At 72.8% G+C, this 22701-nt stretch carries 27 protein-coding genes; 11 read left to right on the plus strand and 16 right to left on the minus strand.

Features of this window, described 5'->3' with window-relative positions; translation table 11 throughout:
* Positions 1–128: 128 nt before the first annotated feature.
* The 9 genes from ACFWGP_RS00870 to hemQ form a co-directional block, all read right to left on the minus strand.
* Positions 129–509, minus strand: coding sequence for a hypothetical protein (locus ACFWGP_RS00870; RefSeq protein ID WP_231429085.1), 381 nt, complete (start codon positions 507–509; stop codon positions 129–131).
* Between the two features lie 109 nt (positions 510–618).
* Positions 619–1956 carry a glutamate-1-semialdehyde 2,1-aminomutase gene (hemL, locus tag ACFWGP_RS00875; RefSeq protein ID WP_231429086.1) on the minus strand — a complete coding sequence of 446 codons (1338 nt, stop codon included), beginning with the start codon at positions 1954–1956 and terminating at the stop codon, positions 619–621.
* Positions 1953–2951: a porphobilinogen synthase gene (gene hemB / locus ACFWGP_RS00880; protein WP_231429087.1), complete on the minus strand. Its 999-nt coding sequence runs from the start codon at positions 2949–2951 to the stop codon at positions 1953–1955. Before hemB ends, hemL begins: the two co-directional genes overlap by 4 nt.
* Before the next feature lie 9 nt (positions 2952–2960).
* On the minus strand, positions 2961–4328 hold the full coding sequence (locus ACFWGP_RS00885) for a heparan-alpha-glucosaminide N-acetyltransferase domain-containing protein (RefSeq protein WP_376929924.1): 1368 nt from the start codon (positions 4326–4328) through the stop codon (positions 2961–2963).
* Complete coding sequence (locus tag ACFWGP_RS00890) at positions 4325–5362, minus strand: DMT family transporter (RefSeq protein WP_376929925.1); 1038 nt, start codon at positions 5360–5362, stop codon at positions 4325–4327. The genes ACFWGP_RS00885 and ACFWGP_RS00890 overlap by 4 nt, the downstream gene beginning before the upstream one ends.
* 46 nt (positions 5363–5408) lie before the next feature.
* Entirely contained in the window at positions 5409–6209 is an 801-nt protein-coding gene (locus ACFWGP_RS00895) for a uroporphyrinogen-III synthase (protein WP_231432205.1), read from the minus strand.
* Between the two features lie 14 nt (positions 6210–6223).
* Complete coding sequence (gene hemC / locus ACFWGP_RS00900) at positions 6224–7183, minus strand: hydroxymethylbilane synthase (RefSeq protein WP_231429089.1); 960 nt, start codon at positions 7181–7183, stop codon at positions 6224–6226.
* Positions 7180–8259, minus strand: coding sequence for a ferrochelatase (locus tag ACFWGP_RS00905; RefSeq protein ID WP_376929926.1), 1080 nt, complete (start codon positions 8257–8259; stop codon positions 7180–7182). The genes hemC and ACFWGP_RS00905 overlap by 4 nt, the downstream gene beginning before the upstream one ends.
* Complete coding sequence (gene hemQ, locus ACFWGP_RS00910) at positions 8259–8996, minus strand: hydrogen peroxide-dependent heme synthase (protein WP_231429091.1); 738 nt, start codon at positions 8994–8996, stop codon at positions 8259–8261. The genes ACFWGP_RS00905 and hemQ overlap by 1 nt, the downstream gene beginning before the upstream one ends.
* A gap of 74 nt (positions 8997–9070) precedes the next feature.
* On the opposite strand from hemQ, the gene ACFWGP_RS00915 reads away from it, so the two are divergent.
* Positions 9071–9529: a pyrimidine dimer DNA glycosylase/endonuclease V gene (locus tag ACFWGP_RS00915; protein ID WP_231429092.1), complete on the plus strand. Its 459-nt coding sequence runs from the start codon at positions 9071–9073 to the stop codon at positions 9527–9529.
* Here ACFWGP_RS00915 and ACFWGP_RS00920 read toward each other — a convergent pair.
* Positions 9520–10101 (minus strand): MarR family winged helix-turn-helix transcriptional regulator, encoded by a 582-nt coding sequence (locus tag ACFWGP_RS00920; RefSeq protein ID WP_376929927.1) that lies wholly within the window; start codon positions 10099–10101, stop codon positions 9520–9522. The genes ACFWGP_RS00915 and ACFWGP_RS00920 overlap by 10 nt on opposite strands.
* A gap of 82 nt (positions 10102–10183) precedes the next feature.
* On the opposite strand from ACFWGP_RS00920, the gene idi reads away from it, so the two are divergent.
* The 7 genes from idi to ACFWGP_RS00955 are packed head-to-tail and all read left to right on the plus strand — an operon-like array spanning position 10184 to position 15798.
* Positions 10184–10741 (plus strand): isopentenyl-diphosphate Delta-isomerase, encoded by a 558-nt coding sequence (idi, locus tag ACFWGP_RS00925; protein ID WP_231432206.1) that lies wholly within the window; start codon positions 10184–10186, stop codon positions 10739–10741.
* Complete coding sequence (locus ACFWGP_RS00930) at positions 10738–11802, plus strand: polyprenyl synthetase family protein (protein WP_376929928.1); 1065 nt, start codon at positions 10738–10740, stop codon at positions 11800–11802. Before idi ends, ACFWGP_RS00930 begins: the two co-directional genes overlap by 4 nt.
* Positions 11799–12725 carry a phytoene/squalene synthase family protein gene (locus ACFWGP_RS00935; RefSeq protein ID WP_376929929.1) on the plus strand — a complete coding sequence of 309 codons (927 nt, stop codon included), beginning with the start codon at positions 11799–11801 and terminating at the stop codon, positions 12723–12725. The genes ACFWGP_RS00930 and ACFWGP_RS00935 overlap by 4 nt, the downstream gene beginning before the upstream one ends.
* A complete protein-coding gene (gene crtI / locus ACFWGP_RS00940; protein WP_376929930.1) occupies positions 12722–14287 on the plus strand; it encodes a phytoene desaturase family protein in 1566 nt (521 codons plus the stop codon). Before ACFWGP_RS00935 ends, crtI begins: the two co-directional genes overlap by 4 nt.
* The gene (locus tag ACFWGP_RS00945; RefSeq protein ID WP_275505995.1) at positions 14284–14619 is read left to right on the plus strand and encodes a lycopene cyclase domain-containing protein; all 336 of its coding nucleotides are present in this window, start codon (positions 14284–14286) and stop codon (positions 14617–14619) included. The genes crtI and ACFWGP_RS00945 overlap by 4 nt, the downstream gene beginning before the upstream one ends.
* Positions 14616–14921 carry a lycopene cyclase domain-containing protein gene (locus tag ACFWGP_RS00950; protein ID WP_231429098.1) on the plus strand — a complete coding sequence of 102 codons (306 nt, stop codon included), beginning with the start codon at positions 14616–14618 and terminating at the stop codon, positions 14919–14921. The genes ACFWGP_RS00945 and ACFWGP_RS00950 overlap by 4 nt, the downstream gene beginning before the upstream one ends.
* Complete coding sequence (locus tag ACFWGP_RS00955; protein ID WP_376929931.1) at positions 14911–15798, plus strand: prenyltransferase; 888 nt, start codon at positions 14911–14913, stop codon at positions 15796–15798. The genes ACFWGP_RS00950 and ACFWGP_RS00955 overlap by 11 nt, the downstream gene beginning before the upstream one ends.
* On the opposite strand, the gene ACFWGP_RS00960 is transcribed toward ACFWGP_RS00955, so the two are convergent.
* Genes ACFWGP_RS00960 through ACFWGP_RS00975 form a run of 4 tightly spaced genes read right to left on the minus strand, consistent with a single transcriptional unit; the run spans position 15788 to position 17746 of the window.
* Positions 15788–16543: a GntR family transcriptional regulator gene (locus ACFWGP_RS00960; protein ID WP_376929932.1), complete on the minus strand. Its 756-nt coding sequence runs from the start codon at positions 16541–16543 to the stop codon at positions 15788–15790. The two genes, ACFWGP_RS00955 and ACFWGP_RS00960, sit on opposite strands and share 11 nt — an antisense overlap.
* Before the next feature lie 26 nt (positions 16544–16569).
* Complete coding sequence (locus tag ACFWGP_RS00965) at positions 16570–16878, minus strand: DUF3618 domain-containing protein (RefSeq protein WP_231429101.1); 309 nt, start codon at positions 16876–16878, stop codon at positions 16570–16572.
* The gene (locus tag ACFWGP_RS00970) at positions 16862–17269 is read right to left on the minus strand and encodes a phage holin family protein (protein WP_231429102.1); all 408 of its coding nucleotides are present in this window, start codon (positions 17267–17269) and stop codon (positions 16862–16864) included. The genes ACFWGP_RS00965 and ACFWGP_RS00970 overlap by 17 nt, the downstream gene beginning before the upstream one ends.
* An 18-nt stretch (positions 17270–17287) precedes the next feature.
* The gene (locus ACFWGP_RS00975) at positions 17288–17746 is read right to left on the minus strand and encodes a hypothetical protein (protein WP_231429103.1); all 459 of its coding nucleotides are present in this window, start codon (positions 17744–17746) and stop codon (positions 17288–17290) included.
* 328 nt (positions 17747–18074) lie between these two features.
* On the opposite strand from ACFWGP_RS00975, the gene ACFWGP_RS00980 reads away from it, so the two are divergent.
* The 3 genes from ACFWGP_RS00980 (at position 18075) to ACFWGP_RS00990 (ending at position 19774) form a co-directional block, all read left to right on the plus strand.
* Entirely contained in the window at positions 18075–18614 is a 540-nt protein-coding gene (locus ACFWGP_RS00980) for a hypothetical protein (RefSeq protein ID WP_376929933.1), read from the plus strand.
* Entirely contained in the window at positions 18611–19120 is a 510-nt protein-coding gene (locus tag ACFWGP_RS00985; RefSeq protein WP_231429105.1) for an RNA polymerase sigma factor, read from the plus strand. Before ACFWGP_RS00980 ends, ACFWGP_RS00985 begins: the two co-directional genes overlap by 4 nt.
* A gap of 93 nt (positions 19121–19213) precedes the next feature.
* A complete protein-coding gene (locus tag ACFWGP_RS00990; RefSeq protein WP_231429106.1) occupies positions 19214–19774 on the plus strand; it encodes a GNAT family N-acetyltransferase in 561 nt (186 codons plus the stop codon).
* 9 nt (positions 19775–19783) lie between these two features.
* Here the strand turns inward: ACFWGP_RS00990 and hemG are convergent, their stop codons facing one another.
* Together hemG and hemE are read right to left on the minus strand one after the other, a co-directional pair.
* Entirely contained in the window at positions 19784–21358 is a 1575-nt protein-coding gene (gene hemG, locus ACFWGP_RS00995; RefSeq protein WP_376929934.1) for a protoporphyrinogen oxidase, read from the minus strand.
* Positions 21355–22512 carry a uroporphyrinogen decarboxylase gene (gene hemE, locus ACFWGP_RS01000; protein ID WP_376929935.1) on the minus strand — a complete coding sequence of 386 codons (1158 nt, stop codon included), beginning with the start codon at positions 22510–22512 and terminating at the stop codon, positions 21355–21357. Before hemE ends, hemG begins: the two co-directional genes overlap by 4 nt.
* Positions 22513–22701: the final 189 nt, after the last annotated feature.

A 22701-nucleotide genomic window follows, 5' to 3' on the forward strand; every position in this document is an offset into this window, starting at 1 on the left:
CCGGACGGCGGCGCGGCAGGGCCGCGGCATCCGGGGGACATCCTAAACGAGGGCGGTCGTGCCGCCGAATCCGGGCGCGACGAGATGACGCGGGCGCGCCACGAACGGGTCGCCGAGCCTCGCGGCGACTACTCGCCGGCGCCGTCGGCGGGGTCGTCGACGGGGGTGAGCCGGAGGCGGTCGATGAGCTCGGCCGCGTGGTTCGTGCTCAGGATGATGCGGGCGAACTCGCCGTCGGCCAGCTCGAGCACGACGGCCTGGCGCTTGCCCTTGACGATCACGAAGTCGCTGCCGCCGTGGTACTTCCACACGCCGACGGCGATGACGAGGGGCACCTCGGTGCCGCGTCGGCGGATGCCGCGGATCCAGATCCACGGGTCGTCGGTGATGGTCGCCGACCGGATGTCGTCGCGCTGCACCACGAGGTCGTCGGCACGGAGCGCGAGCGACTTCTCGGCCGCGGTGAGGTGGACCTCGACCCGGTCGTGATGCACGCGGAGCTTCGCCATACTCCCATCCTGCCCGAAACCTGGGACAACCGCCGGTCGAGTCGCGCCCGACGCCGGAAGAGGTGCATCGCAACCCGCCGCTCAGCGGCCTCGGGACGCTCCTTCGTCGCTACCCGACCGACGGAACGGCGCGTGCCGCAGCCCGAGCCGCGGCCGGCAGCGCCTCGACGATGCGCCCGATCGCGACGTCGTCATGGGCCGCGGTCACGAACCAGGCCTCGAACACGCTCGGCGGCAGCGAGACGCCGGCGTCGAGCATCGCGTGGAAGAACGGGGCGTAGCGCCACGACTCCTGCCGTTGCACGGTCGCGTAGTCGCGCACCTCGTCGCCCGCGACGTCCTCGCCGAACACGAAGCTGAAGAGGTTGCCGGCGCGCTGCACCCGGTGGGCGACACCCTCCGCGGCGAGCGCGGCGGTCACGGCCTCGCTGATCGCCTCGGCCGCGGCATCCAGCCTCGCGTACACCGCGGCGTCGGCGGCGCGCAGCGTCGCGATGCCCGCGGCGACCGCGACCGGGTTCCCCGAGAGCGTGCCGGCCTGGTAGACGGGGCCGAGCGGGGCGAGTCGCTGCATGATCTCGGCGCGGCCGCCGAGGGCCGCGACCGGCATGCCGCCGCCGATGACCTTGCCGAACGTCATGAGGTCGGGCGTGTAGGCGGATGCCTCGTGCCGCGCCTCGACGCCCCACCAGCCGGCCTCCGACACGCGGAATCCGGTGAGCACCTCGTCGCTGATGACGAGCGCGCCGTTGGCGTGGGCGAGGTCGACGAGCGCGCGGTTGAAGCCCGGCGCGGGCGGCACGACGCCCATGTTGGCGGCCGCCGCCTCGACGATGACGGCGGCGATGCGGTCGCCGTGCTCGGCGAACACGGCGCGGAGCGCGTCGAGGTCGTTGTAGGGCACGACGAGGGTGAGCGCGGCGATCTCGGCGGGAACGCCGGCCGAGCCGGGCAGGGCGAACGTCGCGAGGCCCGACCCCGCCTCGGCGAGGAGGCCGTCGGAGTGGCCGTGGTAGTGCCCGGCGAACTTCACGAGCAGGTCGCGGCCGGTGAATCCCCGGGCGAGGCGGATGGCGCTCATCGTCGCCTCGGTGCCCGTCGACACGAGCCGCAGCTGCTCGACCGGTGCGACTCGGCCCTCGACGAGTTCGGCCAGTTCGGTCTCGGCGGGGGTCGACGAGCCGAACGAGAGGCCTCGCGCCGCGGCGTCCTGCACCGCTTGCACGACCCGCGGGTCGGCGTGGCCCAGGATCGCGGGCCCCCATCCGGCGACCAGGTCGACGTACTCGCGGCCCTCGACGTCGGTGAGGTAGGCGCCCTTCGCCGAGACGAAGAAGCGCGGGGTGCCGCCGACCGAGCGGAACGCGCGCACAGGCGAGTTCACCCCGCCCGGGATCGCGGCCTGCGCGCGGGCGAACAGTTCGGCGTTGGTCGGCGTCGCGGTCACGCGGCGTCCCCCTTCCGGATCCACTCGGCCAGTTCGACGGCCCAGTACGTGAGCACGGCGTCGGCGCCGGCGCGCTTGATCGAGCGCACCGACTCGACGACGGCGCGCTTGCGGTCGATCCAGCCGTGCGCGGCGGCGGCCTCGATCATCGCGTACTCGCCCGACACCTGGTACGCCCAGACGGGCACCTCGCTCGCGGCGGCGACGTCGGCGAGCACGTCGAGGTAGCCGCCCGCGGGCTTCACCATGACGACGTCGGCGCCCTCGTCGATGTCGATCATCGCCTCGCGCAGGCCCTCGCGGCGGTTGCCAGGGTCGAGCTGGTAGCTGCGGCGGTCGCCCTCGAGCGTCGACTCGACCGCGTCGCGGAACGGACCGTAGAACGCGCTCGCGTACTTCGCCGAGTAGGCGAGGATCGCGACGTCCTGCCGGCCGGCGTCGTCGAGCGCCTCGCGCACGGCGGCGACCTGGCCGTCCATCATGCCGCTGAGGCCCAGCAGCTCGGAGCCGGCACGCGCCTGGGCGAGCGCCATGGCGGTGTAGCGCTCGAGGGTCGCGTCGTTGTCGACACGACCGCGCTCGTCGAGCACGCCGCAGTGCCCGTGGTCGGTGAACTCGTCGAGGCAGAGGTCGGTCTGCACGACCAGGCGGCCGGCGGATGCCTCGGCGGCGACGCGCGTCGCGACGTTGAGGATGCCGTCGGGGTCGGTCGCACCCGAGCCGCGCGCGTCGCGCACCGCGGGCACGCCGAAGAGCATCACGCCGCCGAGCCCGGCGGCCGCGGCCTCGTCGACCGCCTGCGGCAGGCTCTCGAGCGAGTGCTGCACGACCCCCGGCATCGAGCCGATCGGCACGGGAGCCGCCGCGCCCTCGCGCACGAAGATCGGCAGCACGAGGTCGGCGGGGTCGAGGCGGGTCTCGGAGACGAGGCGGCGCAGGGCCGGGGTCTCGCGGAGCCGGCGCGGTCGGACGCGGGGAAGGGGCGCGGAACTCACCGGACCAGCCTACGCGCGCCCGGCTGGGCGCACTCCGGGAGTGGTGGCGCGCGGAGCGGGTTCCGCGGGCTCGGCTGGCGCAGCGCGGTCGGCGGGCGCCGCGGGCTCGGCCGGGGCCCGGCCGGCGATCCTCGCGAAGCCGCGACCGGTCCAGTTGACGAGCGTCTCGAGCGGCCCCCGGCGATGCAGCCAGGAGAGGACGGCTCCGATCACGAGGGCGCCCGCGACGTGCACGCCCCAGATCCACGGGCTCGACTGCAGCCACGGCACCGGGCCTGCCGCCTCGACGAGCCAGTCGGCGACGACGAGCTCGGCGACGAGGCCCGCGGCGATCACGTGCAGCGTGTAGATCGTCAGCGGGGCGGCGCCGGCACCGGCGACGGGGCGCAGCAGCCGCGCGGCACGCTCGGGCAGCACGGTCCGCAGGGCCAGGCAGCCCCCGATCACGGCGACCGCGATGCCCCCGGTGATCGCGAGGTCGAAGAAGGTGCCCGTGTGCGGTGCGGGCGAAGCGAGCCAGCGCAGGTCGCCCGGGGGCGCGTAGTGCATCTCGAGGTAGTACGTGAACTCGATCTCCTCGGGCGAGCCGTACCCGGCATAGTCCTCCTGGAGCCGGGCGAGCCCGCCGAGGGGCGCCGTCAGGAGCCAACTCAGGGCAAAGGCCGAAGACGCGACGGCGGCACCGGCCACCAGCAGGCGCAGCGCGAGCCGCCGCATCCCGTCGTGCTCTCGGGCACGACGGACGAGCCTGCCGACCGCGAGCCCGACGATCGGGTAGACGACCCAGGTGAGCACCGGGTAGACGCCCGTGATGAGCAGGCCGGCGACGAATCGGCCGGGGTCGGCGAGTTCGAGCCAGTTCGCCTCGATGAAGTCGAACGGATCCGTCGGGTCCTGCACGGCGAACCGCAGGAAGCTCGAGATGATCGGCCAGGTGATCGCCCAAACGACGGCGAGCGCGAAGAGGCTCCGCACCGGTCGGCGGAGCCAAGGGATGACGAACCAGAACGCCACGCCGTAGAAGACGAGGATGACCGCGATCGACCCGGGCACGAGCCCGAGTGTCATGCCGATCACGACGAGCGCGAACCCGCGGCCGAACACCGTCAGCCTGGCCGCCGCCAGGCGTCCGTTCGCGATCGGCGCGTCCGTGACGAACGCGATGCCGACGCCGGCGAGCACGGCGAAGAGCGCCGCAGCTTTGCCGGCGATCACCTCGCTGATGAGCGGCGTCGTCCAGAAGTCGTCCGTGTTCGATGCCCACAGGTGGGTCGCCATCATGCCGACGAGGGCGAGGAATCGGGCGTCGTCGATTCCGAGGATGCGGTCGCGCACGACGGTGTGCGCGTGGCCCCGCGAGGGTTCGGGTGCGGTCACTCCTGCATGATAGGGGCGTCGCGACCGTCGTGCGCAAGCGATTTCGAGCGCGGCTTCCGCGCCGCACGCGGCATCGCGAAGATCCAGGCGCCGACGAGCACGAGGGCAGTGCCGACGGCGTGCCAGACGGTGAAGGGCTCGCCGAGGAGCCACACGGCGAACACGATCGTGATGACCGGCGAGACGTTGCCGATGACAGCCGTGCGCTCCGAGCCGATCATGCCGATCGCCGCCGAGATGCAGTACGCGGGCAGCACGGTCGAGACGAGCCCGATCGCGATGACGAGCGGCCACGCCTCGCCGGGAACCGCGAGGTCGGTGATCGGGTGCGTCACCGCGAAGTGCACGACGATCGCGACGCCCGCCCCGCTCATCGCGATCGAGGTGAAGAGCCCAGCCCCCATGCGGTCGATGAGGGGCTTCGCGAGGATCTGGTACACGGCGTACGCGATCGCCGCTCCGAGCACGAGGGTCGCGCCGAGCAGCACGTGGTCGCCCGCGAGGCTCAGGTCGCGCCAGAAGATGACGGCGATGCCGAGGTAGCTGAGCACCTGCCCGACGATCATCACGCGGGTGACCTTGCGGCGGAAGAACACGACGCCGAACAGCACGACGAAGAACGGATAGAGCAGCAGGATCAGCCGGTCGAGCTGCGCCGAGATGTACTCGAGGGCGGTGAAGTCGAGGAGGCTCGCGAGGTAATAGCCGATGGCCCCCACGCCGGCGGCCTGCAGCGCCGAGGCGACGTCGAGCACCCGCTCCCCCGTCGGCGTGCGGTTGCCCCGGTGGCGGAGCACGCCGACGAGGCCGACCGTCGCGAACACCGGCACGGCGACGATCATTCGCCACGTCAGCGTGGTGAGCGAGTCGACGCCCTCGGCGAGCGCGAGCTTGACGACGATGCCCTTGGTCGCGAACGCGGCGGCGCCGATGACCGCCAGCACGACCCCGAGGGTGCCGACGACGGGCACCCAGCGGCGGCGCGGCCGCGTCTCGAGCGACGTGGATGCCTCGGGCGAGTCGGTCCGCGTCATCGCGTCTCCCGCGGCGACGCAGTGCTGCGAGCCCGCGCTCGGCGCCTCACGCGAGCGCGGTGGCGGCGTCGACGACGGCGTCGATGAGCGACTCGGCCGAGCGCTCGCGGGCGACGACGTCGACCCGCAGGCCGACCTTCGCCGCGTCCTTCTTCGTCTGGGGGCCGATGGCGGCGACGAGGGTCGACTCGGGCAGGGGCCCGAGCTGGTCCTGCACCTGCTCGGCGACGCTGCCCGACGTGACGAGCACGGCGTTCACGCGGCCGGCCCGCACGTCCTCGGCGACCTTGGCCGAGACCGGCACGCCGATGGTGCGGTAGGCGACGACCGCCTCGACGTGGTGGCCCATTCGCTCGAGGCCGATCGAGAGCACCTGCTTGGCGATCGCCGAGCGGAGCGCGAGCACGCGAAGCCCCTTCGCCCCGCCGGTCGCGGCCTCCCATTCCTCGAGCATGCCGCGCGCCGAGTTCTCCTCCGACGGCACGATGTCGGCGTGGTACCCCGCGGCGCCGAGCGCGGCAGCGGTCGTCTCGCCGACTGCTGCGACCTTCGTCGTCTCGGGAATCACGGCGCCGTACGACGAGAGCACGTCGACGGTCGTCGCGCTCGTGATCGTCAGCCAGTCGAAGCCGCCTGCGGCGAGCTTGGCGAGTGCGGCCTCGAGGGCCGGCTGGTCGTCGGCCGGTGCGAAGTTGATGAGCGGGGCGACCATCGGCGAGGCGCCGCGGGCGCGCAGCGCGGCGGCGACGCCGTCGCCCCACGGACCGCCGCGCGGCACGAGCACGCGCCACCCGGCGAGCGGCTTGGCGCCGCCGGCCGACGCGGGCAGGTTGATCGCGCCCGTCATCGGTTCGAATTCGCTCACGGCTGCTCCTCTGGGGGAACGAGGGTTGCGGCGCCGTTGCCGAGGAGTTCTGCGACGACGCGGTCTGCGACGTCGTGCGCTGCGACCGCGAGATCGGCGGCCGAGTGGCTGTCAGGAGTGGTCGCGTGCGAGCTCGTGAGTCGTCGCGTCCCGTCGGCACTGTACACGCTCGCCGTCAGGAACAGAAGTTCGTCCTCGACGAAGGCCGTCGCCCCGACGGGTGCGGCGCATCCGGCCTCGAGCCCGGCGAGCACGAGACGTTCGGCGAGCGCGGTCGCCCGTGACGCACGGTGGTCGATCGTCTCGAGCGCGCGTTCCAGGTCGCGGTCGCCGCGCTCGCGGCGCACCTCGATCGCGAGGGCCCCCTGGCCCGGTGCGGTCGGCCAGTCGCCCAGCGAGAAGTGCTCGGTCGCGACGTCCGATCGGCCGAGGCGCCCGAGTCCGGCGGCGGCGAGGATGACCGCGTCGAGGTCGGCGTCGTCGCCGTGCACCCGACCCAGCCGGGTGTCGACGTTGCCCCGCAGGTCGACCGCCTCGAGGTCGGGGCGGGCACCGCGGAGTTGCGCGATGCGGCGCGGCGAGCCCGTGCCGACCCGCGCGCCCTCGGGCAGCTCGTCGAGCGTGAGCCCGTCGCGTGCGCAGAGCACGTCGCGCGCGTCGACCCGCTTGGGCACCGCACCGAGCCGCAGGCCCGGGTGCTCGGCGGTCGGCAGGTCCTTCAACGAGTGCACGACGAGGTCGCACTCCCCCGCGAGCAGGGCCTCGCGCAGGGCCGCGGCGAACACGCCCGTGCCGCCGATCGACGCGAGCGAGGCCCGCGACGTGTCGCCCTGCGTCGTGATCGGCACGAGCTCGATCTCGGCGTTCGCGGCCTTCGCGATGCGCTCGGAGATCTGGCGCGTCTGCGCCATGGCGAGCGCGCTGCCACGGGTGCCGACCCGGATGACGGCGGTCATCGCGACGTCGCCTCCTGGGCGGGGTCGAGCACCGCTCCGCCGGCGACGCGCGCGTGGTCGGGCCAGGGGCCGAGGGCGGTGAGGTGCGGGCGCTCGGCCTCGGGCACGTCGTTCACGCGCTCGAGCACGAGGTCGACGAGGCCCGCGACGTACGCGGGGTGCACGCCCGGGGTGGGGACGCGACGGACCTTCAGCCCGTGCTCGCCCGCCGTCTCGACGGCTTCGTTGTCGAGGTCCCACATGACCTCCATGTGGTCGGAGACGAAGCCGAACGGCACGATGACGATCGCGTCGGTGAGCCCGCCGACGGCGAGCTCCTCGATGGCGTCGTTGATGTCGGGCTCGAGCCACGGCGTCGAAGGGGCACCCGAGCGCGACTGGTACACGAGCGACCACGGCGACGACGACGCGGCCGCCTCGTTGATGACCTGCGCCACGCCCAGGTGCTGGGCGACGTACGCCCCGCCCTCGCCCGTGCCGACGCGGTCCTCGAAGCCGGCGCCCGACTCCTGCGACGCGCGCGTCGGGATCGAGTGGGTCACGTACATGATGTGGGTGCGGTCGGCGGCGACGCCCTCCGCGGCGAGCTCCGCCGCGGCATCCTGCACGCCCTCGATGAAGGGCTGCACGAAGCCGGGGTGGTCGAAGTACTCGCGCACCCGGTCGATCGCGACGCCCGTGCCCGCGGTCGCCTTCTGGAAGTCCTCGCGATACTGGCCGACGCCCGAGTAGCTCGTGTACGCGCTCGTGACGAGGCCGAGCAGCTCGGTGTGGCCGTTGCGCTCGGCCTCGGCGACGACATCGCCGAAGTACGGCGCCCAGTTGCGGTTGCCCCAGTAGACCGGCAGGTCGATGCCGCGCTTCGCGAGCTCCGCCTCGAGTGCGGCCTTGAGCTGCCGGTTCTGCTCGTTGATCGGGCTCACGCCGCCGAAATGGCGGTAGTGGTGGGCGACCTCTTCGAGGCGCTCGTCGGGGATGCCTCGGCCGGCGGTCACGTTGCGCAGGAACGGGATCACGTCGTCCTGCCCCTCGGGCCCGCCGAACGACGACAGCAGGATCGCGTCGTAGTGCGCCATTACTGCAGGACCTCCACGAGTTCGGCGGTCGAGATGCGTCGACCGGTGTAGAAGGGCACCTCTTCGCGCACGTGCATGCGCGCGTCGGTGGCGCGGAGCTCGCGCATCATGTCGACGAGCTCGGTGAGCTCGTCGGACTCGATCGGCAGCAGCCACTCGTAGTCGCCGAGGGCGAACGCGGCGACCGTGTTCGCGATGGCGCCGCGGAACGAGGCGCCCTTGCGGCCGTGCTCGGCGAGCATGCGGCTGCGCTCGGCGGGGTCGAGCAGGTACCAGTCGTAGCTGCGCACGAACGGGTAGACCGTGAGCCAGCCCTTGGGTTCGAGGCCGCGGAGGAACCCGGGCACGTGCGCCTTGTTGAACTCGGCGTCGCGGTGCACGCCCATGGCGTTCCACGTCGGCAGGAGCGCCTTGAGCAGCCGGGCGCGGCGCAGCTCGCGGAGCGCCCACTGCAGGCCCTCGGCGGTCGGGCCGTGCAGCCACAGCATGACGTCGGCGTCGGCACGGAGGCCGGAGACGTCGTAGATGCCGCGGAGGGTCACGCCCTCGTTCTCGATCAGCGAGATCACGCCGTCGAGCTCGGACACGACGCGGGGGACGTCGTGGCCGTCGAAGTCGTCGGGACGAGCGGGATCGCGGCGGAGCACGGCGAAGACCGTGTACCCCTCGAGCGTCTGCGCTGCGTCGGAATCGGTGTGGAACGCGTCGGCTGCCGCTTCGGCAGCGGGGGAAGACATGTCTCCAGTCTCCCCCTTCCGGAGCGAACGGCCAAAAGCGGTCCGTCCGCCGGTCGGCGCATAGGCTGCCTGCCATGCGGATCTGGTCGCTGCACCCCCGGTACCTCGACCGCCAGGGCCTCACCGCCTGCTGGCGGGAGACGCTGCTCGCGCAGGCGGTGCTCGAGGGCGCCACCCGCGGATACACGCGGCACCCGCAGCTCGAACGGTTCCGGGAGGCGAGCCGGCCGTTGGAGGCGATCGGCGACTACCTCGCCGCCGTCGCCGACGAGGCGAGCGCCCGGGGCTACCGTTTCGACACGACCAAGGTGCACCGGCGCGGCGCGGCGGCAGCCATCGAGGTGACGAGCGGTCAGCTCGACCTGGAGTGGCGGCACCTGCGGGCGAAGCTCGCGGCGCGGAGTCCCGAGGTCGCCGAACGCTGGTCGGCGGTCGTGACGCCCGACCCGCATCCGCTGTTCACGGTCGTCGACGGCCCGGTCGCGTCGTGGGAGCGAGCAGGTGCAACGCCCGAGGTCACCGGTCAGGCCTGATCGGGGTCCGGCTCGGGCTCGGTCACCTCGTCGGGCTCGGTCGCGCTCAGCGCGTCGAGGAACCGGATCACCGTCTCCCGCTCGGCGGGGGTGAGCGCGGCGGCGACGGCGAAGCGCCTGGCGTGGAGACGCCCGACCGACTCGCGTGCCGCGACGCGGGTCGCGTCCGTCACCGAGATCGCGAGCGCACGACGATCGGTCGGGTGCGGTGCGCGCACGATGTGGCCGCCGTGCTCGAGCCGGTCGAGGAGCTTCGTGGTCGAGGCGCTCGAGATTCCGAGGTAGGCGCTGAGCGCACCCGGCGTCGCGATCTCGCCCTGGTTGCGGGCGGCGATGAGGTAGCGGATCGCTCGCATGTCGGTCTCGTTGAGCTTCATGTAGCGCCGCGAGGCCTCGCTCATGCGGCGCTGCGTCTCGTGCCAGCCGCGCAGGCTCCGCATGACGCGCACGACCTGGTCGACCTCGGCGTCGTCGAGGCCCGAGCGGTCGACGAGGTCGCCGTCGCGGTCCGAGATGCGGGGGTCGTGCATGCCTCGCGCGACCTCCCGCCACGAGGCGGACTCATCTGCCATGTCGTGATTCTAGCCAACTCGGCATATAGTTCGCTAAGCTAGCTTCTTGCCAAGGCAGATAGAACGAGGAGTCGCCGTGACAGTGACCCAGATCGAAGAGGTCGTCCTGCTCGACGCCGACGACCGGCCCATCGGTCGAGCTCCGAAGGCGAGCGTCCATGGAGCCGACACCGCACGACATCTCGCCTTCTCCTGCCACGTCTTCGACGGGCAGGGCAGACTCCTGGTCACGCGCAGGGCGCTCTCGAAGCAGGCCTGGCCCGGCGTTTGGACGAATTCGTTCTGCGGGCACCCGGCCCCCTCGGAGACCCTCCTCCATGCGATCCGCCGCCGCGGCGAGTTCGAACTCGGCCTCGAGCTCGACGACATCGAACCCGTGCTTCCCACCTTCCACTACCGCGCTGTCGACGCGTCGGGCGTGGTCGAGAACGAGCTCTGCCCGGTCTACACCGCCCGCACCCGCTCGACGCCCGATCCGCACCCGAACGAGGTCATGGACATCGCGTGGGTCGATCCCGCCCGCCTCGCCGCAGCCGTCGACGATGCCCCGTGGGCATTCAGTCCGTGGCTCGTGCTGCAGGCGCGGCTGCTGCCGTTCCTCTCGGGGGCGGCCGTCGAGCCGCGGGTGCTCGCGTCATGACGGGCGTGGCCCTCGACGCGGCGCCGCGCGCCGCGATCACCGACATCGACGACGAGATCGAGGCCTTCTTCGCCAGGCGGATCGCCCGGGCGGTCGCGCACGACGCGGAGTACGCGCAACTCTGGACGGCGGCACGCGACAGCGCGGCCGGTGGCAAGAGGCTGCGCCCCGAACTCGTGCTCGCCGCGCACGCCGCATACGCGGGAGCGGGCCGTGGCGAGGCGGTGCGGCTCGCGCTGGCGTTCGAACTCCTGCACACGGCCTTCCTCATGCACGACGACGTCATCGACCACGACCTCGTGCGCCGCGGCGCACCCAACGTGACCGGCCGATTCATGCTCGAGGCCCGCGCACGCGGACTCGCCGTCGGCCGGGCTCGCGACTACGGGGAGGCCGCGGCGATCCTCGCCGGCGACCTGCTGATCAGCGCCGCGCACCGCATCGTCGCCGAGGTCGAAGCGCCCGACCGTGTCCGTGCCGCGCTCCTCGACGTGCTCGACGACTGCGTCTTCCTCACCGCCGCGGGTGAACACGCCGACGTGCGGCAGGCGACGGCCTCGCCCACGCGGCACGAGATCATCGCGATGATCGAGCGCAAGACGGCGTGGTACTCGTTCAGCGCGCCGCTGCAGGCGGGCGCCCTGCTCGGCGGCGCGCCCCGCGACGCGGTCGACCGGCTCGGCGAAGTCGGCCGGCACCTGGGTGTGGCGTTCCAGCTGCGCGACGACGTGCTCGGCGTGTTCGGCACCTCGGCGGTGACGGGCAAGTCGGTCGTCGGCGACCTCCGAGAGGGCAAGCAGACGCTGCTGATCGCGTGGGCTCGCAGCGACCCGGCGTGGCGCACGGTCGCCGACGACTTCGGACGACCCGACCTCGACGACGCGGCCGCCGCCCGACTGCGCGAGGTGATCGAGTCGACCGGGGCCCGGGCGCGGGTCGAGGCCGTCATCCGCGAACGCCACGCCGAGGCGGTCGCCGCGATCGAGTTCGGCGACTTCCCGAGCGCCCTCCGTGCCGGCCTCCTCGCCACGGCGTCGGGATGCGTGGGGCGAGAGCGATGACCCCGACGGGCCTCGACCTCTACCACCGCACGGCCCGGCTCGGCTCGGCGCGCGTGATCACCGAGTACTCGACCTCGTTCGGCCTCGCCAGCCGGCTCTGCTCGCGCGCCGTGCGCACGCACGTGGCCGCCATCTATGCGCTCGTCCGGATCGCCGACGAGATCGTCGACGGTCCGGCCGAGGAGGCCGGGCTCGACCGCGACGAGCGCCGAGCCGTGCTCGATGCCCTCGAGGTCGAGACCGAGCGGGCGATCCGCTGCGGCTACAGCGCGAACCTCGTCGTCGACGCGTTCGCGCAGACGGCCCGCGCGACGGGCTTCGGCGTCGAGTCGACGCGGCCGTTCTTCGCGTCCATGCGCCGCGACCTCGACCCGGTCGACTTCGACGCCGACGAGCTCGACGCGTACGTGTACGGTTCGGCCGAGGTGATCGGGCTCATGTGCCTGCGTGCCTTCAGCGAGGGCCTGCCGGCCGACGCCGAGCGCGACCTGCGGTGGCAGCGCGGCGCGCGGCACCTCGGTGCCGCGTTCCAGAAGCTGAACTTCCTGCGCGACCTCGCCGACGACTTCGGCGAGCGCGGACGCCGCTACCTTCCGGGCATCGACCCGGCCCATCTCACCGAGGCGCAGAAGTCGCGGGTCCTCGACGACATCGACCGCGACCTCGCGATCGCGGGCGGCGTGATCGTGGAGCTGCCGGGCGGATGCCGTCGGGCGGTCGCCGCGGCGCACGGGCTCTTCTCCGAGCTCTCGGCGCGGCTCCGGCGGACGCCGGCGCCGCGGCTCGTCCGCGAACGGGTCAGCGTCCCCTCGCCGAGGAAGCTCGCGCTGCTGCTCCGTTCGGTCGTCCGGCCACGACGCGGGATGCCTCGGCCGGGCGCCCCGGCCGAGGCCAGCGCGTTCGCGCACGGGGCACGGTCGTGAGCCGGGTGGTCGTCATCGGCGCCGGCATCGCCGGGCTCGCCACCGCCGCCCTCCTCGCGCGCGACGGCCACGACGTGACGGTGCACGAGGCGCGCGACGCGATCGGCGGGCGGGCCGGCCGGTGGGAGGCAGGGGGCTTCCGCTTCGACACCGGTCCGTCCTGGTACCTGATGCCCGAGGTCTTCGAGCACTTCTTCCGGCTCATGGGCACGAGCGCCGAGGCGCAGCTCGACCTCGTGCGCCTCGAGCCGGGGTACCGCGTGTTCTTCGAGCACGATCGCGCTCCGCTCGACCTGCACGCCGACCGACGGCGGGCGACCGCCGTGTTCGAGTCGATCGAACCGGGTGCCGGCGTCGAGCTCGAGCGGTACCTCGACTCGGCCGGGTCGACCGCGCGCCTCGCCGTCGACCACTTCCTCTACAACGACTTCTCCTCACCCGCGTCCATTGCGGCCCGCCCGGTGCTCCGCCATGCCGGGGGCCTGGGGCGTCTGCTCTTCCAACCGCTCGACCGCTTCATCGCCCGGCGCTTCCGCGACCCGCGGCTCCGCCAGATCCTGGGCTACCCGGCGGTCTTCCTCGGCACGTCCCCGGCGGCCGCGCCGAGCATGTACCACCTCATGAGCCACTTCGACCTCGACGACGGCGTGCTCTACCCGCGCGGCGGGTTCGGCGAGCTCATCGATCGCGTGGCGGCGCTCGCCCAGGAAGCCGGCGCCCGCGTGGTGACCGGTTCCCGGGTGACGGGCATCGTCGTGGAAGACGGAACGGCACGAGGCATCCGCGTGCTCGACGCCCGCGGCCTGCCGCGCGTCGAGACGGCCGACCTCGTGGTCTCGGCGGCCGACCTGCACCACACCGAGACCGCCCTCCTCGCGCCCGAGCTCCGAAGCCGGTCGGCCGCGTCGTGGCGGCGCGCCGACCCCGGTCCCGGAGCCGTCCTCGTGATGCTCGGCGTCCGCGGGCGCCTGCCGCAGCTGCTGCACCACAACCTGCTCTTCACCGCCGACTGGCAGGACAACTTCGCGCGCATCTTCGGCCCGTCGCCGTCGGTACCCGACCCGGCGTCGTTGTACGTGTGCCGGCCGAGCGCCACCGACGCCTCGGTCGCCCCGGCCGGCGACGAGAACCTGTTCGTGCTGGTGCCGGTGCCGGCCGACCCGCGCCTCGGCCGCGGGGGCGTCGACGGCGGAGGGGACCCCGCGATCGAACGGGTCGCCGACGCCGCGATCGCGCAGATCGCGGCGTGGACGGGCATCGAGGACCTCGCCGACCGCATCCTGGTCCGCAGGACCGTCGGACCCGGCGACTTCGCGGACGAACTCAACTCGTGGCGAGGCTCGGCGCTCGGGCCGGCGCACGTGCTGCGGCAGAGCGCGTTCCTTCGCGGTCGGACGGCGTCGAAGAAGGTCCGCGGGCTCTACTTCGCCGGGGCCACGACGGTGCCCGGGATCGGCCTGCCGATGTGCCTCATCAGCGCGGAGCTCGTCGCCAAGGCCGTGCGCGGCGAGCGCGGCGCCGCGCGCCTGCCGGAGCCGCAGGGCGGGCGGGTGCCCGCATGAGCTTCGCCTACCTCGGTGCGCTCGCCGCGAGCATCGCGTGCCTGGCGCTCGTCGACGTGCGGTTCCGCCTCGTCTTCGCCGCCCCCGGTCGGTCGCGACGCGCGGCCGTGGTGGTCGCCGCGGGCGTGGCGTTCTTCCTCGCATGGGATCTCGCGGGCATCGCGCTCGGCATCTTCCATCGGGCTGAGAACGCGGTGAGCACTGGCGTGCTGCTCGCCCCCGAGCTGCCGATCGAGGAACTCGTGTTCCTCGCGTTCCTCGCGTACCTGACGCTCGTGCTCTACACGGCGGCGCTGCGCTTCGCCTCGACGCGGGAGGATCGCCGACGATGACCTATCTCGTGCTCTCGGCGGCGTTCCTGGCCGCAGCGATCGCCGTCGCCGCCGTCGGGGCACCGCGCGCTCCCCGACGGCACTGGGAGGCGGTCCTGGCGAGCGGCGGCATCCTCGTCGTGCTGACCGTCCTCTTCGACTCCGTCATGATCGCCGCAGGGCTCTTCGACTACGGCGACGCGCACATCTGGGGGGTGCGCATCTGGCTCGCCCCGGTCGAGGACCTCGCCTACCCGATCGCCGGCGTGCTGCTGCTCAGCGGGCTCTGGAACCTCCTCGACGGGCCTCGCCATGCGCGCTGACGTCCGCCGGCGCGGCGCCTTCGCCGATCTCGTCACCGCGTCGCGGCCGCTCAGCTGGGTGAACACGGCGTACCCGTTCGCCGCGGCGTACCTGCTCACGACTCGCGAGGTCGATGCCGCATTCGTCGTCGGCACGCTCTTCTTCCTCGTGCCGTACAACCTCGCGATGTACGGGGTGAACGACGTCTTCGACTACGCGTCGGATGCCGCGAACCCGCGCAAGGGGGGCGCTGAGGGCGCGCTGCTCGTGCCCGGACGCCACCGGCTGACGATCATGGCGGCGATCGCGGCCTGCCTGCCGTTCGTCGTGGTGCTCGTGCTGCTCGGCGGTCTCGCGGCGTCGGCGGTGCTCGCGGTGTGCCTGTTCGCCGTCGCGGCGTATTCGGTTCCGGGCCTCCGCTTCAAGGAGGTGCCCGGGCTCGATTCGCTCACCTCGAGCGTGCACTTCGTCGGGCCCGCCGTCTACGGGCTCGTCCTGGCAGGGGCCGCGTTCACGCCACCGCTCGTCGCCCTGCTCCTCGCGTTCCTGGCGTGGGGCGTCGCGAGCCACGCCTTCGGAGCCGTGCAGGACATCGTGCCCGACCGGGCGGGCGGAATCGCCTCGATCGCCACGGCGATGGGGGCGCGCCGCACCGTTCGCCTCGCGATCGCGCTGTGGGCGGTCGCCGGGGTGCTCATGCTCGCGACGTCGTGGCCGGGCCCGCTCGCCGCGGTGCTCGTCGTGCCCTACATCGTGGCGGCGGCCCCGTTCGTCGACGTCACCGACGCGACGTCGGGCCGTGCGAACGCGGGGTGGAAGCGGTTCCTCGGCATCAACTACGCCGTCGGCTTCGTCGTGACGCTGCTGCTGATCTGGTACGCCGCGATCACGCCGTGACGTCGGAACCGTCGATCTGGCCGAGCAGCAGGTCGGTCGAGTGCCCGAGATGCTCGCGCATCGCCTCGGGACCCTGCGCCTGGATCTCGACGAGGAGCTCGCGATGCTCGTCGATGATGGCCTCGAGCGTGTAGTGCGGGCGCACGTGCAGCAGGAACAGCAGCAGCTCGCTGCCGAGCGCGTCATGGGCCTCGATGATGCGCGGGCTCGCCGACGCGGCGACGATCGCGCGGTGGAAGTCGGCGTGGAGCCGTTCGACCTCGAGCCAGTCGACGTCCCCGTCCGCCGGTCGAGCGGCGCCCGACGCCGGAGGACGTGCATCGAGGCCCGCGACCGCATGCGACTCGGCTTCAGGACGTTCGCCGCGCTCGCTCGTCAACCCGCTCAACCGCTCGAGCACGTCGACCGCCGGCGCCAGCAGCTCGTCAGGCCACGTGTCGCCGTACCGCTCGGCGATGATGCGCACCGCCTCGCCCTCGAGGGCGGCGCGCAGCTGCTGCAGCGCCCGGATCTCATCGCGATCGAAGCTGACGACCCGCACGCCGCGGTACGGCTGGGCCTCGGCGAGGCGCTCGGCCACGAGCCGCTGGAACGCCGAGCGCACCGTGTGCCGCGAGACCCCGTGGCGCTCGGCCTGCGCCTCCTCGCGCAACGGCGAGCCGAGCGCGATCGCCCCGCTCAGGATCTCCGAGCGGATCGCGTCGGCGACCCGCTCGACGGCGGTGTCCGCTGAGGACGTCGTCACCGGTGCCGGCCCGCTTCTCGCACCGCTCAGTCGCCGAGCTTCGATCGCACGACGAGCCACACGAGGCCGCCCACGGCGGCGGCGACGCCGACGGCGGCCGCGATCGCGACCCCGGGCTGCTCGTCGTAGAACGCCTTGAGCGACAGCTTCGCCCGGTCGACCCGGATGCCGACCTGCTTCGGCACGTTGAGCTTGTCTTCGAGGGCGTCGAGGGTGCGGGCGAACTCGTCGCGCGCCTGCCGGGAGGCGACCCGCGCCTGCACCCGGGTGAGGTTGCGCTCGCGCTGCGCGGACTCGCGCTTCGAAGGGCGGGGTGCGTCAGTAGCGGCGGTCATAGTCACCCGTTCCCTTCAGGGCGTCGAGGTCGGCCTTGAGGCTCTCGACCGATTCGAGAGGCTCGGAGCCCCGCTGGAAGTTCACGATGCCGATCCACACGAGCACGGCGATGACGAGCACGAGCACGCCCGACACGACGAGCGCGGCCGCCCACGCCGGCATCACGAGCGCGAGCGCGAAGATCGCCGCGGCGAGCAGGGTGAAGATCAGGAAGGGCAGCACGATGAGCGCCACCACGAAGAAGCCCGAGCCGATGCCGAAGTGCTTGACCTTGTAGGTCACCTCGGCCTTGATCTGGTCGATCTCGGCCCGCACGAGGTTCGAGATCGTGTCGGGCAGTTCGCCGATCAGCGTGAAGAGCGAGCGTTCGTCGTTCGTCGGTGCGGCCATCGCGCGGTCGCCTCCCGTCTAGGAATCGGATGCCGCGGGCTTGCCGCCGCGCGACGTGGTGCGTTTCGGCGCGGGCTTCGACGGCTTCGCCGCCCCCTCTGCGACCTCGGCGGCCGAGTCGATCGCGTCGCTCAGCGTGTCGGCGACCCCGTCGACCGCCGACTTCGCAGCCTTCGCACCGTCGGACACGCCGCGCTTGGCCTTCGCGGCGGCATCGCCGACGTCGGTCTTGGTGGCGCCGGACCCGCGCGTGGCATTGCCGATGAACGACTTCACGCCGTCGAGCACCGAGTCGGAGAGATCGCCCACCTTCGAGGCCGCGAAGCCCTTCACCTGGTCGACGCCCTGCTGCACCGCCGGCGTGTTCCACACGCCCTCTGCGGCCCGCTTGATCTGCTCGTACCGCTCTCGACCGGCCCGCGTGCCGAGCACGTAGCCGACTCCCAGCCCTACGACGAAGAGGATCTTGCCCTTCATGTGCACCCCGTCTTCCCCCGCTGATCCGCCCACAGCGACCCCTCCAGCGTAGACCCCGCACCGAGGCGCGCAAGGGGGTTGCGTCGAAATATTCCGTTCCGGCTATGCGATCGGGCCTCGTTCGGACGTCAACTGCCTGCCCGCCCTTGCGACGTCGCAGAGCCCGTGCACGTGAACGCGTCTCGGTGGTCGGTTCGATGCGTGCAACACTTGGGCGACTCCCGGCCATGTTCATGATGAGAGCAGGGAGAAGCCCATGGATCAGGATCTGGATCGCCGACTGAAGTACGCCGATCCTGCGCGACCGACTCCGGTCGCGCTCGACGCGGTGATCGACGAGCTCACGGCTCAGTCGGTATCCCGACGACGCCGCTGGTGGCTGCCCGTCATCACACTCTGCGGAGGGCTCGCGCTCGCCGGCGGGCTCGCGGCCGCGACCGATCTCGACACGTACCTGCTCTCGGTACCGCCGTTCTCGACCCTCACTGACGGAGCGATGCGCCCGATGTCGGGACTTCCGTATGTTTCTGTCGGCGAAACGGATCGTGGCGAGCAATGCGCGCTCTACCTCGACCTCGAGGGTCTCACCGATGATGAGTTCACTGCGGTGAGCGACTACTGGGCGACAGCTGACTCCGAGGCATTCGCGACGAGCATCGAGAGCCGACTCGGCGTTGTGCCGACGACGGACGACAAGGAATGGAAGGCGATCCAGGATCAGATCATTCACGACCTCGACGAGGTGGTGCCCGGCATCGTCTGGGGGACGGCGCCACCGAACCAGCCGTTCAGTCATGGTGAGCCGCACCTCGGCGCGATCAGCCGGGTGTGCACGGACGATCTCGATGCGCTGGGGTACCGCGGATGACCGCGGACTCCACGGTGATACGGCGACTGCAGGGCCGGGTCGAGTGCGTGGTGCGACGTGAAGCACCGGCGCTGCTCGCGTACTTCGAGCGACGCTGTCCGTACGAGGAAGCGCCGGATCTCCTCGGTGAGACCCTGCTCGTCGCTTGGCGACGCGCAGACGTCCTCCCCGACGATGACCAGGAAGCGCGCATGTGGCTGTACGGAATCGCCCGGCGGGTGCTCGGCACCAGCCGCCGAGGTCGAGTTCGGCGACAAGCGCTCATGGACCGCCTGCGGGACCAGGCACTCACCGACGGCACCCACGTGCCAGCACGCGACGACGATGTCCACCGAGCCCTCGGGGCCCTCGCGCCCCTGGATGCCGAGATCATCCGGCTCCACCACTGGGACGGTTTCAGCTTGGCAGAAATCGCTCGCCACCTCGGCCGGCCCGCCGGCACCATCCGCAGCCGCTACAGTCGCGCACGCGCCACGCTGCGTCTCGCTCTGGACGACGCGCCGTAGCGCGAGGCCCGACCTGTTCACGACGTCGCGGGCGCAGCCTCGTCGTTGTTCCGGCCGCGGTGCTCGTCGGCGCGCGCCTCTAGACTCCCTCGCATGACCCGACGCACCGCCCGCCTGCTCCTCGACGAGACGGTCGCCGCCGACCTCGGGCCGCTCCACGAGATCTACGGCGACGAGCGCACGTGGCGGCACCTGCCGTCGGGCCGGCACGCCGGCCTCGACGAGACGAGGCGGGTGCTCGACCGCTGGCTCACCGATTGGCGCACCGTCGGCTTCGCCGCGTGGACGGTGCGCACCGCAGCCGACCCGTCGACGGTGATCGGGCACGGCGGCTGTGCGGTTCGGGGTGGGGCGACGACCGGCGGCGCCTTCTGGAACCTCGGCTACCGATTCCGGCCCGAGGCGCACGGGCAGGGGTATGCGACCGAGCTCTCGCTCGCCGCCGTCGAGGACGCCCGTGCGCATCGGCCCGAGCTGCCCGTCGTCGCCTACCTGCTCGAGCACAACCTCGCCTCGGCGCGCGTCGCCGAGAAGGTCGGGCTCGCACTCCGCCACCGCGCGCCCGACGCGGGCAACCCCGACGCGTCGGCGATCCGGCTGGTCTACTCCGACCGCGAGCTCACGGCCGAGCAGCTCGCGGCGACCCTCGCCTGAGCGGCCGCGTCAGCCCTGCTCGCGCCGGCCGACCGCCCGGTGGCGGATGCGCGCCGCCGCCTCGCGCGCGTGCGGAACGACCGAGGCGAGCCCGGTTCCCGCGACCCACGAGCCGGTGACCTCGACGCCGGGCTCGGCTGCGACGGCGTCCTCGAGGGCGCGCACGCGATCGCGCTGCCCGATGGCGGCGTGCGAGACGGCGTCGCGCCACTCGGTGCGGCCGGATGCGCGAAGCATCCCCGCGTCGAGCGGCACTCCGAGCAGCCGGCTCGCGTCGGCGAGCGCGAGCGCCGCGACCGCGTCGTCGGCGAGGCCGTCGAGCGGGTTCGGCTGACCGGCCCGCCCGTACGAGAGCCGCACCACATGGCGCCCACCGGCGCGCTCGGCGAGCCAGCTCCACTTCGCGGTCGAATGCGTGAGCGCCTTTGCGGCGACCCCGGAGGTGTCGGCGGCGACGAGCACGCCGGTGCCACGGGGTGACGCGTCGAGCGCCGGCGCGTCGAGCACGAGCGTGACGAGCTCGACCGAGGCCGCGTGCGGCCAGTCGCCCGTCGACTCCCAGCCCTCGACGGCCTCGTCGAGGAGGCGGAGCGAGGTGTGCGCCGGCGCCGCGAGCACTACGTCGGGTGCGACGAGGTCGAACTCGTCGGCGGCATCGGCATCGGCATCGGCATCGGCATCGGCATCGGCGTCGGACACCGTCGCGCGCACCCGCCACCCCGCGTCGCCGACGCGCTCGATCGAGGTGGCCTCCGCACCGGTGATCACCGTCACGTCGAATCGCTCGAGTTCGCGCACGAGCGCATCGACGAGGGTGTGCATGCCCCCGCGCAGGCCGCGTACCGCACCGCCCGCCTTGCGCTGCTCGACGAGCTGGCCGACGCCGCCCGACAGCGACCCCATGCGGGTCATCGCCTCGTTGAGGCCGGGCGCGACGACGTCGAGGTCGAGCAGGTCGGGGTCGGCCGAGTAGACGCCGGCCGAGATCGGCGTCACGAGCTTGTCGAGCACGGCCGATCCCATGCGCGAGCGCACGAGTTCACCGAGGCTGCGGGCGCGACCGATCCGCAGGATCGGCATGAGCCGGTCCCCATACGCCCGGGCCGCGCCGTTCCATCCGATGATGCGGCGCACGTCGTCGCCGAGCGGATTCGCGGGAATGCCGAGCACGCCGGTCCTCGGGAGGGGCGCGGCGTCGAGCGCATCGTTCGCGCCACCGCTCCAGACGAGCCAGGCGCCCGCCGGGTTCGGGTCGACGACCTCGTCGTCGAGCCCGAGCGAGGCGACCAGTTCGGCGACCGTGCCGCCGCGCGTCGCGAACGACTCGGCGCCCGAGTCGAGCGTGAGGCCGTCGAGCTCGATGCGTCCGACGCATCCGCCGAGCGCGTCGCGACGCTCGAGCAGCGCGACCCGCAGGCCGATCTTCGCGCACTCGAGCGCGGCGACCATGCCGGCGACCCCGCCGCCGATCACCACGACGTCGGCCGCGGTCAGCGGACTCGGAGACTCCGCCTGTGCGTCGCGCCGAGGAGCGGGTTCGTCGTCGCGACGCGCCGCGTCTCCGGATCCCGCCAGGTCGCTCATGACGCGCCCGCCTCGTGCACGAGCTCGACCACGCGGGTGAGCACCGTCGGGTCGGTCTCGGGCGGAACGCCGTGGCCGAGGTTGAAGACGTGCGCGGGCGCGACCGTTCCCTTGGCGAGGACCTCGCGCACCGCGGCCTCGAGGACCGGCCACGGCGCGGCGAGCAGCGCCGGGTCGAGGTTGCCCTGCAGCGGCACCCCCGCGCCGACGCGCTCGGCGGCGACGTCGAGCGGTACGCGGTAGTCGACGCCGACGACGTCGACCCCGACCTCCTTCATGGCGCCGAGCAGCTCGCCCGTGCCGACGCCGAAGTGCACGACGGGGACCGGCCGGGTCGCGCCCGAGGCGTCCGCGGTCTCGAACTCGAGATCGTGCACGAAGCTCAGCGCGCGTGCCGAGGCCGGGGCGACGTGGGCCTCGTAGTCGGCGAGCGAGAGCGCGCCGGCCCACGAGTCGAAGAGCTGCGCTGCCGAGGCGCCCGCGACGATCTGGGTGCGCAGGAACCGGCCGGTGAGCTCGGCCGTCCACTCCATGAGCGCCCGCCAGGCACCGGGATCGGCGTGCATGAGCGTGCGGGCGGCGAGGTGGTCCTTCGAGGGGCCGCCCTCGGCGAGGTAGGCGGCGAGGGTGAACGGCGCGCCCGCGAAGCCGATGAGCGGGGTCGCCGCGTTCCCGCCGGTCGACGCCGCCTCGGGCGTGCGGTTCAGCTCGGCGATCGTCAGCGCGACCGCCTCGGCGATGGGGGCGGATGCCTCGTCGAGTCGGGCGGGATCGATGGCGGTGAGCTCGGCGACGGCCGCGGCATCCGCGTAGCCCTTCGTGAAGACCGGGCCGCGACCCGGCTGGATCTCGACGTCGACGCCGACGAGCTTCAGCGGCACCACGATGTCGCTGAAGAAGATGCCCGCGTCGACCCCGTGGCGCCGCACCGGCTGCAGGGTGATCTCGCTCGCCATCGCCGGGTCGAGGCAGGCGTCGAGCATGCGCGTGCCGACGCGCAGGTCGCGGTACTCGGGCAGCGAGCGACCGGCCTGGCGCATGAACCAGACGGGCGTGGTGTCGGCACGCTCGCCGCGGTACGCGCGCACGAGTCGCGAGTCGCTGGTGAGGCCGGCGGAGAGGGGATGCTGCGGGGAGAGGATCACGCCCGACATTGTCTCGCATCGGGCTGGGAGCAGCGGGCTGCTGCAGCGAGCGGTGGAAGCGGAGCGCGTCGTCGATCTACCCGAGCACGCTCGCCGGGCACCGGCCGATCGCCGCTCGCACTCGCGAGAAGAGGGTCCGCGGCGAATAGGAAGGAAAGCTCACCGACTCTTCCGCTCGCGGCGCGCCACGCGCTATGG

Origin of the sequence: Agromyces sp. NPDC127015 (assembly GCF_042725165.1) — a bacterium.
Lineage (GTDB): Bacteria > Actinomycetota > Actinomycetes > Actinomycetales > Microbacteriaceae > Agromyces > Agromyces chromiiresistens.

What these genes read in the sequence shown, in the direction of transcription:
- ACFWGP_RS00870 (WP_231429085.1), bottom strand. Translation starts at nt 509, where the DNA reads ATGGCGAAGCTCCGCGTGCATCACGACCGGGTCGAGGTCCACCTCACC.
- ACFWGP_RS00890 (WP_376929925.1), bottom strand. Translation starts at nt 5,362, where the DNA reads ATGACGCGGACCGACTCGCCCGAGGCATCCACGTCGCTCGAGACGCGG.
- ACFWGP_RS00895 (WP_231432205.1), bottom strand. Translation starts at nt 6,209, where the DNA reads ATGACGGGCGCGATCAACCTGCCCGCGTCGGCCGGCGGCGCCAAGCCG.
- hemC (WP_231429089.1), bottom strand. Translation starts at nt 7,183, where the DNA reads ATGACCGCCGTCATCCGGGTCGGCACCCGTGGCAGCGCGCTCGCCATG.
- ACFWGP_RS00905 (WP_376929926.1), bottom strand. Translation starts at nt 8,259, where the DNA reads ATGGCGCACTACGACGCGATCCTGCTGTCGTCGTTCGGCGGGCCCGAG.
- hemQ (WP_231429091.1), bottom strand. Translation starts at nt 8,996, where the DNA reads ATGTCTTCCCCCGCTGCCGAAGCGGCAGCCGACGCGTTCCACACCGAT.
- ACFWGP_RS00915 (WP_231429092.1), top strand. Translation starts at nt 9,071, where the DNA reads ATGCGGATCTGGTCGCTGCACCCCCGGTACCTCGACCGCCAGGGCCTC.
- ACFWGP_RS00920 (WP_376929927.1), bottom strand. Translation starts at nt 10,101, where the DNA reads ATGGCAGATGAGTCCGCCTCGTGGCGGGAGGTCGCGCGAGGCATGCAC.
- ACFWGP_RS00930 (WP_376929928.1), top strand. Translation starts at nt 10,738, where the DNA reads ATGACGGGCGTGGCCCTCGACGCGGCGCCGCGCGCCGCGATCACCGAC.
- ACFWGP_RS00935 (WP_376929929.1), top strand. Translation starts at nt 11,799, where the DNA reads ATGACCCCGACGGGCCTCGACCTCTACCACCGCACGGCCCGGCTCGGC.
- ACFWGP_RS00945 (WP_275505995.1), top strand. Translation starts at nt 14,284, where the DNA reads ATGAGCTTCGCCTACCTCGGTGCGCTCGCCGCGAGCATCGCGTGCCTG.
- ACFWGP_RS00950 (WP_231429098.1), top strand. Translation starts at nt 14,616, where the DNA reads ATGACCTATCTCGTGCTCTCGGCGGCGTTCCTGGCCGCAGCGATCGCC.
- ACFWGP_RS00955 (WP_376929931.1), top strand. Translation starts at nt 14,911, where the DNA reads ATGCGCGCTGACGTCCGCCGGCGCGGCGCCTTCGCCGATCTCGTCACC.
- ACFWGP_RS00965 (WP_231429101.1), bottom strand. Translation starts at nt 16,878, where the DNA reads ATGACCGCCGCTACTGACGCACCCCGCCCTTCGAAGCGCGAGTCCGCG.
- ACFWGP_RS00970 (WP_231429102.1), bottom strand. Translation starts at nt 17,269, where the DNA reads ATGGCCGCACCGACGAACGACGAACGCTCGCTCTTCACGCTGATCGGC.
- ACFWGP_RS00975 (WP_231429103.1), bottom strand. Translation starts at nt 17,746, where the DNA reads ATGAAGGGCAAGATCCTCTTCGTCGTAGGGCTGGGAGTCGGCTACGTG.
- ACFWGP_RS00985 (WP_231429105.1), top strand. Translation starts at nt 18,611, where the DNA reads ATGACCGCGGACTCCACGGTGATACGGCGACTGCAGGGCCGGGTCGAG.
- ACFWGP_RS00990 (WP_231429106.1), top strand. Translation starts at nt 19,214, where the DNA reads ATGACCCGACGCACCGCCCGCCTGCTCCTCGACGAGACGGTCGCCGCC.
- hemG (WP_376929934.1), bottom strand. Translation starts at nt 21,358, where the DNA reads ATGAGCGACCTGGCGGGATCCGGAGACGCGGCGCGTCGCGACGACGAA.
- hemE (WP_376929935.1), bottom strand. Translation starts at nt 22,512, where the DNA reads ATGTCGGGCGTGATCCTCTCCCCGCAGCATCCCCTCTCCGCCGGCCTC.